This window comes from Rhizobacter sp. J219 (assembly GCF_024700055.1).
Classification (GTDB): domain Bacteria; phylum Pseudomonadota; class Gammaproteobacteria; order Burkholderiales; family Burkholderiaceae_C; genus Rhizobacter.
The window spans coordinates 4,944,634-4,959,657 of sequence record NZ_JAJOND010000001.1 but is presented as its reverse complement, the minus strand read 5'-3'; the positions used below and the strand labels follow the sequence as shown (position 1 = coordinate 4,959,657).

The following is a 15,024-nucleotide window of genomic DNA, read 5'->3' as shown; positions in this document are numbered from 1 at the left end:
ATGCGTTTTTTCTGTAGTTGATTTCTTTAGATTGATTTAATATTGTGACGTTGCGACAAGATGTTGACTTTGAACACGTTGTTCGTCAGCGAAATTTGCAACTGATCATGAAATTCAATCAACCTGGAGACTTTGTGATGAAAGCACACGTGGTGGTGGGGGCGGCGGCCCTGGTTTGCTCGGCGAGCGCATGGGCGCAGTCATCGGTGACGGCGTTCGGCTTCATCGAGGCCCAGGTCGGCCGGCAGACGCAGGACTCGCCGGGGACGAAACTCTTCGACATGGGCGGCAGCCGCCTGGGCTTCAAAGGCACCGAAGACCTGGGAGGCGGCCTGTCCGCCTCCTTCTATCTGGAGCACCGCCTCAACCCCGACGACGGCACGGTCGGCGGGGGTGCCACGTTTTGGAAGGGCGGCTCCTGGGTGGGCCTGAGCAGCAGCACCCTGGGCTCGGTGAAGCTCGGCCGCTGGTGGTCGCAGGCCTTCCTGAAGGCCCAGTACGCCGCCGACCCGTTCGGGATGGGCACCTTGGGCGAGGGCACCTACGGCAGCGTGGGCTGCGGCCCGGCCTTCGTGGGCGGCTGCCTGGGCACCTTCTGGGTCAACAACTCGGTGAGCTACGAAAACTCGGTTGGCGGCTTTAGCTTCGGCGCCCAGGTGTCGGCCGAGACCGTCGGCACCGGCGGCAAGCGGCCGGCCAACGTCGGCCTGAGCTACGCCGATGGCCCGCTCTACCTGGGCGTGGGGTACGAAGTCTCGAACGACGGCAGCAAAGACGCCAACTGGGGCAGCGTGGCGGCCAACTACGACTTCGGTGTCGTCAAGCTCTACGCCGGCTACGGCTCCGGCCAGGACGCCGCCAAGGTCAGCCGCAAGAACGTGCTCGTCGGCTTCAGTGCGCCGCTCGGCCAGGCCGCGCTCATCGGCTCGTACAACCAGCAGGACCAGAACAGCGTGCGCGTCGAGCAGCTGCTGTCGGTGGGCGTGCGCTACGACCTGTCCAAGCGCACCAACGTGTTCGCCGTCGTCGCCAACGACAACAAGGCGCCGGCAGGCACCAACAAGTCGGGCTACGCCGTCGGCGTGTTCCACAGCTTCTGAGACCTTGCGTGACACCGGCGAAGGAAGAGCGCTCGGTGTCACCCCCGCGCAGATTTTGGAAACGTTGGCTGCGGCGGGTTGGCGCTGCGCGCTCACACGCGCAGCGCTTTTTTTGTTGGCGCCAGACATCGACCACGGGTGAAACATGACCGACCGCGAGAGCCTGAAGCGACTCTTTCCGACCGAAGGAGCCCTCCCCGACGGCCATGGACTGGCGACGCCGCTCCATCAACGCAACTACCTGATCGACGGGCGCCTGCAGCGCTGGGACGGGCCCTGCAAAACCGTGTTGTCGCCGGTGTGCACCACGCAGCCCGACGGCAGCGTGCGCCAGGTGCCGATCGGCAGCCACCCTGACATGGGCCCCGCCGAGAGCGACGCCGCGCTCGACGCCGCCGTGGCGGCCTACGCCAACGGCCAAGGGGCCTGGCCCATGATGGCGGTGGCCGGGCGCATCACCTGCATGAAAGCCTTTGCCAAGGGCATGCTCAACCGCCGGCAGGCCATCGTGAGCCTGATCATGTGGGAGATCGGCAAGAGCATCGCCGATGCCGGCAAGGAGTTCGACCGCACCCTCGACTACATCGAGGCCACGATCGAGGCCCTGAAAGACATGGACAACGGCCACTCGCGCTTCACCGTGGTCGAGAACACGATCGGCCAGGTGCGGCGCACGCCGCTCGGCGTGGTGTTGTGCATGGGACCCTACAACTACCCGCTCAACGAAACCTTCTGCACGCTGATCCCGGCGCTGCTGATGGGCAACACCGTCGTGCTCAAGCCGCCACAGTACGGGACGCTACTGTTCGAGCCACTGCTCAAGGTGTTCCGCGATGCATTTCCGCCCGGGGTCGTCAACACCGTCTATGCGCCCGGGGAGCTGGTCGTCCCGCGCATGCTGGCCTCGGGCAAGGTCAACGTGCTGGCGCTGATCGGCTCCAGCCGCGTAGCCGACCACCTGAAGAAGCAGCACCCCAAGTCGCACCGCCTGCGCGCGGTGCTGGGGCTGGACGCGAAGAACGCGGCCATCGTGCTGCCCGACGCCGACCTGGAACTTGCCGTCAGCGAATGCCTGCTGGGCGCCCTGTCGTTCAACGGGCAACGCTGCACGGCCCTCAAGATGCTGATCGTGCACCGGCGCATCATCGATGCCTTCCTCGCACGCTTCACCGCCGAACTGGCCAAGCTCAAGGTCGGGATGCCCTGGGAGAGCGGTGTGCAGATCACGCCGCTGCCCGGGCCGCATCGCACCGCCTACATGACGCGGGCGATCGACGACGCCACGGCCCAAGGGGCGCGCGTCGTCAATGAGGGCGGCGGCGCCTTCTGCGGCACGCTCTTCTATCCGGCCGTCGTCTACCCGGTGCGTGAAGGTATGCAGCTCTACCGCGAGGAGCAGTTCGGCCCGGTGGTTCCGGTGATGGCCTTCGACGAGGTGGACGAAGCGCTCGACTACGTCATCACCTCCGACCACGGTCAGCAGGTGAGCGTCTTCGGCCGTGACCCGTTGCAGATCGGCAGGCTGGTGGACCTGCTGGTCAACCAAGTGTGCCGCGTCAACCTCAACAGCCAGTGCCAGCGCGGCCCGGACGTCTTCCCGTTCGGGGGCCGCAAGGACTCGGCCGAGGGCACGCTGTCGGTCAGCGATGCCCTGCGGGCCTTCTCGATCCGCTCGATGGTCAGCACCCGGCAGAGCGAGCCCAACGTGCAGCTGCTCAATGCCATCGTGCGAGAGCACCACTCCAAGTTCATCAACATGGGCTTCATCCTGTGAGTCACACCGCCATGAAACGCCTGCGCAAAGCCAAGATCGTCGCCACGCTGGGGCCCTCGAGCTCCGACTTCCGCACGGTGCGTGCCCTGTTCGATGCCGGCGCCGACGTGTTCCGGCTCAACTTCAGCCACGGCACGCACGTCCAGCACCAGGAGCGGCTGGAGATCATCCGCCGCGTGGAGCGCGAAACCGGTCGACCCATTGCCGTGCTGCTCGACCTGCAGGGCCCGAAGCTGCGCATCGGTGCACTCGCCAACGGCCCGGTCACGCTGAGGCCGGGGGCGAGCTTCCGCCTCGACCTCGACCCGGCGCCGGGCGACGCGACCCGCGCCCCACTGCCGCACCCGGAGGTCTTCGCGGCGCTCACGGCCGGCACCGATCTCCTCATCGACGACGGCAAGCTGCGCCTGCGGGTGCTCGCCCGAGCATCGGACTTCGTCGACACGCAGGTCATCGTCGGCGGCACGCTGTCGGATCGCAAGGGCGTCAACGTGCCCTCCGTGCTGCTGCCCATCTCGGCCCTGACCACCAAGGACCGCGCCGACCTCGAGTTCGGGCTGAGCCTGCATGTCGACTGGGTGGCGCTGTCGTTCGTGCAGCGGCCCGAGGACGTGCACGAGGTAAAAGCCATCGTCGCCGGGCGTGCCGCCGTGCTCGCCAAGCTGGAGAAGCCGGCGGCGATCGACTCGCTCGACGCGATCATCGATGCAGCCGACGCCATCATGGTGGCGCGCGGCGACCTGGGCGTTGAACTGCCGGTGGAGCAGGTGCCACGCTTGCAGAAGCGCATCGTGCGGGCGTGCCGTGCTGCCGGCAAGCCGGTCGTCGTCGCCACCCAGATGCTCGAATCGATGATCAGCTCGCCGGTGCCCACACGCGCCGAGGCCTCCGACGTGGCCAACGCCGTCTACGACGGGGCCGATGCGGTCATGCTGTCGGCTGAGTCGGCCTCGGGCCAGCATCCGCGAGAGGCGGTCGCGATGATGGACCGGCTGATCGCCGAGGTGGAGTCCGACCCCAACTACCGCAGCACCATCGATGCGTCACACACCGCGCCGCAAGCGGTGGTGGCCGATGCGATCTGCCTGGCGCTGCGCCAAACCGCCAGCCTGCTGCCGGTCTCGGCCCTGGTCACTCACACCCGGTCGGGCGCCACCAGCCTACGTGCCGCACGCGAGCGCCCGGCGGTGCCAGTGCTGAGCATGACACCCGAACTCGCCACCGCGCGCCGCCTGGCGCTCGCCTGGGGTGTGCACTCGGTGCACACCGCCCACCACGTGGCCGACGTACCCGACATGGTGGCCCAGGCCCGCGCGATGGCCCACCGCGAGGCCTTCGCCCAGCCGGGCGACGTGGTTGTGATTGCCTCCGGCATGCCGTTCGGGGTCACCGGCACGACGAACTTCCTGCACATCGCAAAGGTGTGACGGAGGCCCGTCGGATCTGACGCCCGCCGGTTCGTCAGCCGCAACTGCATTCGGATCAGGCTGGGCGAGCTTGCCTCGCAATTCGGGTTGCGGATGCGGGCCGGCTCAGTCGAGCAAGACGCCCGCCTGGTTGACGACCGCGATGCTGACCCACGAAGACCCTTCGTTGGCCGGGTTCCTGAAATCGAGGCGGAAGTCGCCGAAGGGCGGAATGCTCGAGGTCTGAAGCGTGCGCATCAGCCTGGCAGGCGTGAGCGCAGCGCCACTGGGCTGCGCTGCGCGAAGCGCGACCTGGGCCGCCAGACAACCTTCGAGGTGGAAGGGCGTGGGCTCCTGCCGCAGCCCGTACTGCTTCCAGATCAGGCCGAACTGCCTGCCGAGCGTCGTCCGTTGCGAGACCGGCGGGGCGCTACGGAGGTAGCCGATGCCACGTGCATTCTGAAGCCCCACCGAGTCGACCAGCGAACGCATGTTGGCGGCACTCGCGGCGATCAGCATCGCCCCACTGCGCAGCCCCTTGATCCGGGTCACGAAGTCAGCCAGCACAGGCCCGGAGCCGAACATCACGATCGCTTCCGCTCCTGCCAGCTTCTGGGCCGCATCCCCGGAGTCCTTGGCGCTGGTGACGTAGCTTGCCGTCAGAGGCGCCTGAAGGCCGGCCTCGGCCATGGCCGAGCGGATGGCCTCCAGGCCATCGCGGCCATAGGCATCGTCCGTGTGAAGGACGGCAATGCGTTTCAGGTTCAGCGTGACCAGGTGGCGTACCGCATGCCGGCCTTCGTGCGCGATGCTGGACCGGATGAAGAAGAGGGACGCGTGCTTGCGAGATCGCACGCTCGACGCGCCGGTGATCGCGCCGACCACGGGCACCGATGCGGCATCGGCGATCTCGGCGATCGCCCGGGACGTGTCTGCGCCCACGGTGTTGATGAAGGCGGTGGTGCCGGCCCTCACCGCCTGCTCGGAGAGCGCCCTGCTCCTGGCCGGGTCGAACCCATCGTCTTGCACGACGAAGCGCGCCGGGAGCACAGCACCGGCGGGCGTCGCGTTGTAGGCCGCGATGCACGCTCTTGCGCCTTCGCTCGTCGGCACGGCGATGCCCCGCCCTCGACCGGAAAAGTCAGCGACCTGCGTCAAGGTGATGGTGGCCGCCTGCGCGCCCGTAGCGATGGCCGCCACCACCCAGACGGACCAGCGTGCCGCGCGGTGGGCGGCCCATGCGCCCAGCGGGGCCGCGCCAGGAGTTCTTGTGCTCATGCGAATGTCTCCGAACCGTCAGGGCAGTACATGCCGCCCTGTTCACAGCTCCCCTTGGTGTGCGTTGCGCCGCCCTCGCAGCAGCCGATGCACGCTATGCACAGACATATGTCGTCTTGACCTTCGTGTAGAAGTCCTTGGCCAGCGTGCCTTGCTCCCGGCCGCCGAGGCTCGAGCCTTTCGTGCCACCGAACGGGACGTGGTAGTCGACTCCGGCCGTCGGTGCGTTGACCATCACCATGCCGGCCTGGGCATGGCGCTGGAAGTGTTTGGCGTGGCGCAGAGAGGTCGTGCAGATGCCGCTGGAGAGACCGAACGGCGTGTCGTTCGCAATCGACAAGGCCTCCTCGTAGTCGGCCGCCGGGATCAGCGCGGCGATCGGACCGAAGATCTCCTCTCGTGCGATGCGCATGCGGTTGTTGCAGTCGACGAAGACGGCGGGCGAGAAGAAATAGCCGTCCGTGTCCTTCACCAGCCGCTCGCCACCGCATGCGAGGCTTGCGCCTTCCGACTTGCCGATGTCGATGTAGCGCAGGTCCTGATCGAGCTGGCGCGCGTCGACCACGGGGCCGATCTGGGTGTCTGCCGCGAGCGCGTGCCCGACCCGCAGCTCCCGTGCGCGATCGACCAGTCGGTCGCGGAACCTGGCGTACACCCCGCGCGTCACGATGATCCGAGACGCCGCGGTGCAGCGCTGGCCCGTCGAGTAGAACGCGCTCTGGATGGCGCATTCGACCGCCAGTTCGAGATCGGCGTCATCGAGCACGACCATCGGGTTCTTGCCGCCCATTTCAAGCTGGACCGGCACCATGCGATGCGCGGCCGCACGCGCGACATTGCGACCGGTCGTCGCCGAGCCGGTGAAGCTGATGGCCGACACACGCGAGTCGTTCAGCAGCGTCTGCCCCACGACCGTGCCGCTGCCCATGGCGAGGTTGAACACCCCTGCCGGCAGGCCGCTGCGCGAGATGATCTCCGCCAGCGCCCAGGCGCAGCCGGGCACGGCCTCGGCCGGCTTGAACACCACCGAGTTGCCGTGCGCCAAGGCCGGCGCGATCTTCCACGCCGGAATGGCCATCGGAAAGTTCCAGGGCGCAATGATCCCGATCACGCCCACCGGTTCACGCGTCACCTCGACCTGGATGCCGGGACGCACGGACGAGGCGAGTTCGCCCTGAGGCGCGATCGCCTGATGCGCATGGAACTTGAAGATGTAGCCCGCGCGGGCGACCTCTGCGATGCCTTCCGGCAAGGTCTTTCCCTCTTCGCGGGACAGGAGCGCGCCCAGCTCGTCCTTGCGCCTGAGCAGCTCGCTTCCGATGAAGTCGAGCGCATCGAAGCGCCGCTGCACGGTGGCGTGCGCCCAATCGCCCTGGGCGCGCTGTGCAGCCACGATCGCGGCCTCGGTCGTCTGCACGTCGGCATGTGCGTAGATGCCCACCACATCCGAGATGTCGGACGGGTTTCGGTTCTCGTGCCCGTCGCCTGCCACCCACTCGCCCCCGACGAGGTTTCTCTTCATGCAATCGTTCCTCATGTGGCCGCCTTTGACTTCATATGTTGGTTGATCCATTTTATAAAATCTACGATACTGTGGCAATCCGGATTGTTGGCAAAGCTGGCCTGCGTGTGAAAACTTCATGGAACGCGCACCTCCCGGCAGCGGCGCCAGCACTTGACCGTTTCACTCATTCATCAGGAGACAACATGACCTTCCCCTCACGAGCACGCACGAAGCTGGTCGCCGCGCTGGCAGCAGTGGCGTTCGGCTTCAGCCTTGGTTCGGCGCAAGCCCAAGCCAGCTATCCAAGCAAGCCGGTCACGCTGGTCGTCGGCTTCGCGCCCGGCGGCGCCGCCGACACGGTGGGGCGCCTGCTGGCCGACGAAATGAGCAAGCACCTGGGTCAGCGGGTCATCGTCGAGAACCGCGCTGGCGCCGGTGGCAACGTGGCCGTCCTCGCCGTGGTGGGCGGGCAGCCCGACGGCCACACCCTGCTGTTCGCCGCGATCAACCTGGCGACCAACCCGTCGCTGATGAACACCAAGTACGACGCAGAAAGGACCTGACGATGGTCTCGCAGATCACCAGCGTCCCGGTGGTGATGCTGGCTCCCGGCGAAAGCGCCCTCAAGACGCCCGCTGACGTCGTGCGCCAGGCGGCCACGTCGAATGGTGGCTTCAAGATCGGCTCCGGCGGCAACGGCACCTCGTCGCACCTGGCAGCCGGATCTTCATGCGCAGTCACAAGCTCGAGTTCATCCACGCGCCCTACCGGGGCGGTGCGCCCGCGAACATGGCGCTGATGGCCGGCGAAGTGCAGCTGATGTTCGACCTGATGTCCGGGTCCCTCAAGTCGACGGTGGACAGCGGGCGCATCCGCCCGCTCGCGGTGATGCAGGAGTCCCGCATCCCGACGCTGCCCAACGTTCCGAGCGCAAAGGAGCTGGGCCTGTCACCTTCGACCTACATCCGCAGCTGGCAAGGCATCGCCGTGAAGGCGGGCACGCCGAAGGACATCGTGGCGAAGCTGCACGCGGCCGTGACGGCCGCCATCAAGTCGCCGGCCTTCAAGGAGCGCGTCGAGCAACTGGGCTCCGAAGTCGCAGGCAGCAAGACGCCGGCCGATTTCCAGAAGCACTATCAGACGGAACTCGAGCGCTGGACCGCCCTCATCAAGGCGGCCAACATCAAGGCGGAGTAAGCGCCGCGGCCGGGCGTCTCACGGGGCGATCCCCGCGGGCGCACCGGCCTCGACGGCCCACAGGGCAGCGGGCGCGCCGCGCACCGGGGACGGCATTCGAAGCAAGGCGCCATCGATGCCGCCGCTGTCGCTCGACCACGTGGGGCGCACCAGCGAGGTGACGTACAGCTCCTGCAAGCCAGGTCCGCCGAAGCACGGCATCGTGGGCGCGCGGCAGGGCAGTTCGAGGCTCGCATCGAGGCGCCCGTCTCGGAAGCGGTTCAGTCGCCCCGCCGACACACCCGCCGACCAATAGCCATCGTCGGCGTCGACCCATGCGCCATCGGGCCGACCGGCCTTTTCGTCAGCCACCGCCATGAGCTGCGGCGTTCCCATGGTGCCCGACGGCTCGTCCCAGGCCGCCCGCCAGATGCGCCCGGCGTGGCTGTCCGAGAAGTAGAGCGTGGTGCCGGCGCGGTTCCAGGCAATGCCGTTGGCCACCGTCAGGCCGCGATGAAGCGTGGCAACGGACCCCTCGGCGCCGACGCGATAGAGGGCGCCCGTCGGTCGCTTGCCCGAAGGTGCGTCGTCCATCGATCCGACCACCCACCACTGGCCCGAGGGCGAGACCTTGCCGTCGTTCAGCCGGTTGCCGGCAACCCCTTCTTCGAGCACCGCGTGAGCCTGCATCTCCCCAGTCGCCGGGTCGAAGAGGACCAGCGCATGCCGCATCGCGACCGCGAGCCGGCCATCGCTGGCGAGCGCAAGTGCGCCCAGGGGCGTGGGAAACGTCCAGCGGGTCACCAGGCTGTCGTCGGGTTCGAGGCGCAGCACCTGCTGAGCGCGCACGTCGATCCACCACAGGCAGCCACGGCGCGCGTCCCACACTGGCGCCTCACCGACACGGTTTCCGACGAGGTAGGCCTGGACAAGCCCCGGCCCGTGCCAGCTCAGTTCGCGCCGCTCAACGGGCGCGGATGGGCCGCAGGGGATCGCCAACATATTCGGCGGCAGCGAAGGTACCGCCCTGGTAGCGTTCGGCGACGGGATCGTCCGACACGACGCACTGCAGCGCCTCGATGAAAGGATCGGAGCTGTGGCGGGGACGGTAGCCGAGGTCGTGGGCGCGCTGGTTGTCCCACCAGGCACTGGCGTTGTTGGAGACGCCGTAGACGATCTCGCACAGGTAGTCGGCCTGGAGGCCCACGCGCACGAGGTCTGCCAGGTCTTCGGGATGCACCCAGGTTGCCAGCATGCGCCGGTCCTTGGGCTCCAGGCTGCCGTGGCCGATGCGCAGGCCGAAGCCGCGCAAGCCGTGCTTGTCGGCATAGAGGCTCGCCAAGGCTTCCATGAACACCTTGGTCACGCCATATCGTGTGTCCGGTCTGGGCAACACGTGACCGTCGACCGTGTGGGACCGTGGATAAAAGCCGATGGCGTGGTTGGAGCTGGCGTAGACGATCCGGCCGACGCCGTGGCGCTGAGCCATCTCCCAGAGCTTGGCGCTTCCGATGACGTTGGGGGCCATCAAGGTGTCCCAGTCCGCTTCGCGCGGATAGCCCGAGAAGTGGACGATGGCGTCGATGCCGTCGAAGGTTTCAGGATGCTGGTCGATGTCCGCGATGTCGGCGCGGTGGCAGGTCTCCATGTCGTGCTCGGCCACGGGCGACACGATGTCGGTCAAACGCAACTCGCTGCACCACTGCACCAGGTACGGCCTGATGCTGCGCGACAGCTTTCCGCACGCGCCCGTGAGCAGGATCTTCGGCAAGGGGTTGGTCATTTGTCGAGCAGCGGGTATCGCACCGCGTTGTGGGCCTTCCATTCGGTGAACTCCCGGGCGAGGTCCGGATCGGTCAGCGGATACAGGCCGAACAGGCCAGCGCCGCCGAAGATGCGGGCTTCAACCCAATCTTCGTAGAGCGTCTGCGCGTAGGCCTCCTGGGCCACCGCGTCTGCCACGTCGCGCGGCACGCAGACGACCCCCTCCGCATCGCCCACCATCACGTCGCCGGGGTACACCGCGACCCCACCGCAAGCGATGGGCAGCTGCAGGTCGACCGCATGGTGGCGGATGAGATTGGTCGGCGCCGAGGGGCGTTGATGGTAAGCCGGGATGTCGAGCCGTTCGATCTCCGGCGAATCGCGGAAGCCCCCGTCGGTGACGACACCGGCGCAGCCGCGCTTCATCAGGCGGGTCACGAGCAGGTTGCCCGCCGATGCCGCGAGTGGATCGTTTCGGCTGTCCATCACCAGCACGTGACCGGCAGGGCATTCCTCGACAGCCACCCGCTGCGGGTGCCGGCGGTCCTCGAACGCGGTGAGCGGGTCGGTGTCTTCACGGGCCGGGATGTAGCGCAAGGTGTACGCCGGGCCCACCAGGCGCGCACCTTTCGGATTCAGCGGCCGCAGGTTCTGCAGGAAGGTGTTTCGGAATCCCTTCTTGAAGAGCACGGTCGTGAGCGTCGCGGTGGACACGGCACGCAGGCGGTCGAGGGTCAGCGGATGCAAAGGCGAAAGGTCGTTCATGGTGGTGGTCATTCCAGTCCGGTCCTGGTGATGCCGGCGCGGGGCCGGCGGGGCTGAAGGTAGGGGGTTTCCTGTTCGGTGCCGGGGTTGAAGGCCCCCGTTGCGATCGCCACGTTCTGCTGGCTCGGGTAGCGCTGCACGAACTCGGTGTTCACACCCGTGCCGAGACCGGGGCTCCTGGGAATCTCGATGCGCCCGCCGGAAGACTGCAGGCGTGAGGTGAGAACTTCCTCGCGCTGGCTCCAATCGGGCTCCAGGCGCTCCAGCGCCAGGGCATTGGGAATCGATGCCAGCAGGTGCACCGCGGCGAACTCCGCGACCGGCCCAAGCGAACCGCTGTGCGGCGCCACCTGTATCCCATGCGCCTCGGCCATGCCCGCGAGCTTGCGCATCTGCGTCAGGCCTCCGAAGCGTCCGGTGTCGGGCTGTACGACATCCAGCAGGCCCTCCGTCATGAAGGGCAGCATGTCGGCGAGCGTGCCGAAGCGCTCGCCGCCGGCCAGCGGCAGGGCCACCTTGTCGCGCACGCGCCGCCAGCCTGCAAGATCGTCGGGTGCGACCGGCTCCTCCAGGAACAGCAGGTTGAGGGGCTCCAGCGCACGCCCGATGGCGATCGCATCGGCCGCACTCAGCCACGGCGGCCCGTGAAGATCGACCATCAGGTCCACGTCGTCGCCGACGGCTGCGCGAATGGCGTACGCGCGCTCGACGACATCCTTGATGCCCCCGACCTTGATCCCGCGGACCCCGCGAGAGACCGCTTCGAGGGCTGTCTCCGGGCTCGACGCATGCGTGTAGTAGTGCACGGCATCGCGCGTCAGGCCGCCGAGCAATTCGAAGATGGGAACGCCCAACGACTGCGCCTTCAGGTCCCACAGGGCAGTGTCGATGGCCGCGAGTGCACCCGACGCCACCACGCCGGTCTGCCCGTGCCCCATCGTCGCGACGCGAATTCGCTGGGTGATTCGCTCGATCTGCCCGGCGTCCTCGCCGACCAGAAGGCAGCGCAGGTCTTCGACCGCGGCACGGACCACCCGCGGCCAGCCCGACCCCTCACCCACGCCGATGCGTCCATCCTCGGTGTGCAGCGTGACGAAGAGCCAGTTGCGGCTCGTGGCCAAGGATGTCTTGCCGGTGGCCGTCCAGCCGGTGTGGGGCGGCGCCCCCGCCTGCATGAGATGGCAACGTACGTCTGATATTCGCATCGGATACGCCTTACGGAGTTGTTGTGCTGGACGCTCGGACGAGCCGAGCAGGCCCCTTCGGATGACTCGGCCGCATGCGTGACCTCCTCACAAGTTTGCGGCAATTCTACAACACATATTTTATAAAATCCATCATATGATGGTGGCTCTTGCACGCGATCTGGCGCGTCAAGCAGGTCCACATTTCTCATCTTGGAGACACACATGAAGAGTCTCTCGTCGCCCTCGCCGCCTTGGCGTGCGCCGCCACCGCTTCGGCACAGTCGAGCGTCACGATCTACGGCCGTCTGGATGTCGGCGTGACCCGGCAGAACGACGGCACGACCAGCCTCAACGGCAGCAACGGCCAGACCGGCGCCGCCGGCAAACGCTGGGACGTGCGCCAGGGTTCGGGCAACCGGCTCGGCTTTCGCGGCACCGAAGACCTCGGCGGCGGCCTGTCGGCCGGTTTCCACTTCGAACACCGGTTCACCGCTGACAACGGCGCTGCCGATGCCACCTTCTGGGCTGCCCGCTCCTATCTGCAGCTGCAAAGCAAGACCTTGGGCCGCGTCTACCTGGGCCGCGAATACATCCCCGCGTTCTTCCCTGCGCTGAGGCTCGACCCCTGGGGTTTCGACACGGTCGGCACACCGGGCCCGAAGCACCAGCTGGCGAACTACACGATCGACGGTGGCATCCGGTCGAACAACACCGTCGGCTACCAGACCCCCTCCTTCGCCGGTCTCACGGTCCAGGCCGCGATTGCGGCAGGCGAAGGCACCCGGCCGCGCGGCACGGGCGTGAACGTCGAATACCTGCGCGGCGGGCTGTACTTGGCCGCCGCGATGGACCGCCAGAGCGATGCGCAGAAGGTCGCACTCGTGGGCGGGTCGTATGACTTCGGGTTCGTGAAACCGATGCTGACGTACCAGCGTTCGAAGGTCGCCGGTGTGGACCACCGCAACCTGTCGGCCGCCCTCACGGCACCGATCGGCGCCGGCGTCCTGAAAGCCGGCTGGTTCCGGCTCGACCCGACGGGCGCCGACAACAACACCACCAAGGTGGGCCTCGGATACGAGTACTTCCTGAGCAAGCGCACCTCCATCTACGCCGATGTCGGCAGCGCCGACCAGGAAGGCCGCACGGGGCTGATCGAGCGCACCCGCACCACCGCCGTGGACCTCGGCCTGAAGCACAACTTCTGACCTCCTACACGGGTCGTAGCGACACGACCCTCAGCGGGGACAGGCTTCTCCTAGGCCTGTCCATTGGCCACTTCGGTGGCCTTTTTTTCGATCGTCTCTTTCCCTCATGAAGCCTGGTCTCCACCTCGGGCACGACGCCGGCTTCGTCGCCGCCTTGACGAAGATCGTCGGATCGCGCCATGTCCTGACGCGCGCCGCGCAGCAGCGACCCTACCTGACCGGCATTCGTTTCGGACGCGGAAAGGCCCTCGCCGTCGTACAACCTGGAAGCCTCGTGGCGCTGTGGCAAGTCCTCGAAGCCTGTGTCGAGGCGGGCGCGATCGTCATTGCGCAGGCGGCGAACACCGGTTTGACCGGAGGATCGACTCCCGACGGCGACGACTACGACCGTGCCGTGGTGCTGATCAGCATGCGTCGACTGGCCAAGGTGCACCTCATCCACGAGGGGCGCCAGGTGATCTGCCTGCCCGGAGCCACCCTGTACCAGCTCGAGCGGCTCCTGGAGCCTCTGGGCAGGGCACCGCACTCCGAAATCGGCTCATCCTGCATCGGCGCTTCGGTCATCGGCGGCATCTGCAACAACTCCGGCGGTGCCTTGTTGCGACGCGGCCCGGCGTACACCGAGCAGTCGCTGCATGCGAGGGTCGAGGCCTCGGGCGCGCTGCACCTCGTCAACCACCTCGACATCCGTCTCCCCGCCTCGCCCGAGGAAGCACTGGCCCGCATCGAAAGCGGCCACTTCGGCGACAGCGACATCCTGCAGACGGCGTCAGCCGCGTCCGACGCCCGCTACGCGATGGAAGTGCGCGACGTCGACGCCGACACGCCGGCGCGCTACAACGCAGACACGAGCCGCCTCTACGAAGCTTCGGGCTGCGCCGGCAAGCTGGTGGTGCTGGCGGTGCGCCTCGACACATTCCCGCGGGAGAAGCAGACGAAGGTGTTCTATGTCGGGACCCATCGCCCCGAGCCGTTGACGGCCCTGCGGCGCCAGGTGTTGCGCCATCACGTGCACCTGCCCATCGCGGCCGAGTACATGCACCGGGGCGCTTTCGACCTGGCGGCGCGCTACGGGAAGGACCTCTTCTGGTTGATCCGTTGGGTGGGCACGCAACACCTGCCGACCTTGTTCGCGCTGAGGAACCGCCTCGACGCCTGCATCTCGCGTCTCACGCGGCGACCCTCATCGGCATCCGACCGGCTGCTGCAAGGGCTCGCCCGCCTGCTGCCGCCCCCGCTGGGCGAGCGCCTGCGCGAGCTTCAGCGAGCCCTACGAGCACCACCTGGTCGTGAAGGTCCCGGAGGAGGCCGCAGCAGAGATGCGCGCGTCCCTCGAACGCCTCTTCGGCCGAGGCGGGTCCGCCGTCGCGTCCTCCGGGACATTTCTCGAGTGCAGCGACGACGAAGGACAGCGCCTCTTCCTGCACCGCTTCGTCGCCGCCAGTGCGGCCAACCGATACCGGGCAGTGCACGCCGGTGAAGTCGAAGACATCGTGGCCTTCGACGTCGCGCTTCGGCGCAACGATCCAGACTGGTTCGACCGGCCGCCGCCACGGATCGCCTCGCGCCTGGTCCACGACCTCCACTACGGCCACTTCTTCTGCCATGTCTTCCATCAGGACTACATCGTCAGGAAGGGCGAAGGCTGCGAGTCGGTGAAGAACGATCTCGCGCACATCCTCGACGCGAAGCGGGCGAAGTACCCCGCCGAGCACAACGTCGGGCACCTCTACAAGGCCGAGCCCCAACTGGCGGACTTCTACCGAAAACTCGACCCCTGCAACTGCCTCAACCCCGGGGTCGGAAAGATGTCGAAGTCCTTCGGCTATCGGGACAGCGAGCGACCGCAAGCCTGACAAGCCTCC

12 protein-coding genes and 1 pseudogene are annotated in these 15,024 nt (G+C 67.3%); 7 read left to right on the top strand and 6 right to left on the bottom strand.

Annotation, left to right across the window (positions count from 1 at the left end):
• Positions 1–137 precede the first annotated feature (137 nt).
• The 3 genes from LRS03_RS23615 to pyk all read left to right on the top strand — a co-directional run bounded on the left by LRS03_RS23615 (position 138) and on the right by pyk (position 4,301).
• Positions 138–1,100: a porin gene (locus tag LRS03_RS23615; protein ID WP_257828627.1), complete on the top strand. Its 963-nt coding sequence runs from the start codon at positions 138–140 to the stop codon at positions 1,098–1,100.
• A gap of 145 nt (positions 1,101–1,245) precedes the next feature.
• On the top strand, positions 1,246–2,874 hold the full coding sequence (locus LRS03_RS23610; RefSeq protein WP_257828625.1) for an NADP-dependent glyceraldehyde-3-phosphate dehydrogenase: 1,629 nt from the start codon (positions 1,246–1,248) through the stop codon (positions 2,872–2,874).
• An 11-nt stretch (positions 2,875–2,885) separates the two neighbouring features.
• Complete coding sequence (gene pyk / locus LRS03_RS23605) at positions 2,886–4,301, top strand: pyruvate kinase (protein ID WP_257828623.1); 1,416 nt, start codon at positions 2,886–2,888, stop codon at positions 4,299–4,301.
• A 105-nt stretch (positions 4,302–4,406) separates the two neighbouring features.
• Here pyk and LRS03_RS23600 read toward each other — a convergent pair whose 3' ends face one another.
• Both LRS03_RS23600 and LRS03_RS23595 read right to left on the bottom strand, forming a co-directional pair.
• Complete coding sequence (locus LRS03_RS23600; protein WP_257828621.1) at positions 4,407–5,483, bottom strand: ABC transporter substrate-binding protein; 1,077 nt, start codon at positions 5,481–5,483, stop codon at positions 4,407–4,409.
• A gap of 169 nt (positions 5,484–5,652) precedes the next feature.
• Positions 5,653–7,080 carry an aldehyde dehydrogenase family protein gene (locus LRS03_RS23595; protein WP_257828619.1) on the bottom strand — a complete coding sequence of 476 codons (1,428 nt, stop codon included), beginning with the start codon at positions 7,078–7,080 and terminating at the stop codon, positions 5,653–5,655.
• A 185-nt stretch (positions 7,081–7,265) separates the two neighbouring features.
• On the opposite strand from LRS03_RS23595, the gene LRS03_RS23590 reads away from it, so the two are divergent.
• Together LRS03_RS23590 and LRS03_RS23585 are read left to right on the top strand one after the other, a co-directional pair.
• Entirely contained in the window at positions 7,266–7,625 is a 360-nt protein-coding gene (locus tag LRS03_RS23590) for a Bug family tripartite tricarboxylate transporter substrate binding protein (RefSeq protein WP_257828617.1), read from the top strand.
• A 166-nt stretch (positions 7,626–7,791) separates the two neighbouring features.
• The gene (locus LRS03_RS23585) at positions 7,792–8,259 is read left to right on the top strand and encodes a Bug family tripartite tricarboxylate transporter substrate binding protein (protein ID WP_257828616.1); all 468 of its coding nucleotides are present in this window, start codon (positions 7,792–7,794) and stop codon (positions 8,257–8,259) included.
• Positions 8,260–8,277: 18 nt separating this feature from the next.
• On the opposite strand, the gene LRS03_RS23580 is transcribed toward LRS03_RS23585, so the two are convergent.
• From LRS03_RS23580 to LRS03_RS23565, 4 genes are read right to left on the bottom strand one after another with little or no spacing between them, the layout of a single operon-like run.
• Positions 8,278–9,240, bottom strand: a complete 963-nt coding sequence (locus tag LRS03_RS23580) for an SMP-30/gluconolactonase/LRE family protein (protein ID WP_257828615.1) — start codon at positions 9,238–9,240, stop codon at positions 8,278–8,280.
• Entirely contained in the window at positions 9,203–10,021 is an 819-nt protein-coding gene (locus LRS03_RS23575) for an NAD-dependent epimerase/dehydratase family protein (RefSeq protein ID WP_257828614.1), read from the bottom strand. The genes LRS03_RS23580 and LRS03_RS23575 overlap by 38 nt, the downstream gene beginning before the upstream one ends.
• Complete coding sequence (locus tag LRS03_RS23570; RefSeq protein ID WP_257829661.1) at positions 10,018–10,749, bottom strand: ribonuclease activity regulator RraA; 732 nt, start codon at positions 10,747–10,749, stop codon at positions 10,018–10,020. The genes LRS03_RS23575 and LRS03_RS23570 overlap by 4 nt, the downstream gene beginning before the upstream one ends.
• A gap of 26 nt (positions 10,750–10,775) precedes the next feature.
• Entirely contained in the window at positions 10,776–11,888 is a 1,113-nt protein-coding gene (locus LRS03_RS23565; RefSeq protein ID WP_257828613.1) for a mandelate racemase/muconate lactonizing enzyme family protein, read from the bottom strand.
• 233 nt (positions 11,889–12,121) lie between these two features.
• Here LRS03_RS23565 and LRS03_RS23560 point away from each other — a divergent pair, with 233 nt between their 5' ends.
• On the top strand, positions 12,122–13,159 hold the full coding sequence (locus tag LRS03_RS23560) for a porin (RefSeq protein WP_257828612.1): 1,038 nt from the start codon (positions 12,122–12,124) through the stop codon (positions 13,157–13,159).
• A 106-nt stretch (positions 13,160–13,265) separates the two neighbouring features.
• Positions 13,266–15,015: pseudogene (gene dld / locus LRS03_RS23555) on the top strand (D-lactate dehydrogenase).
• Positions 15,016–15,024 lie beyond the last annotated feature (9 nt).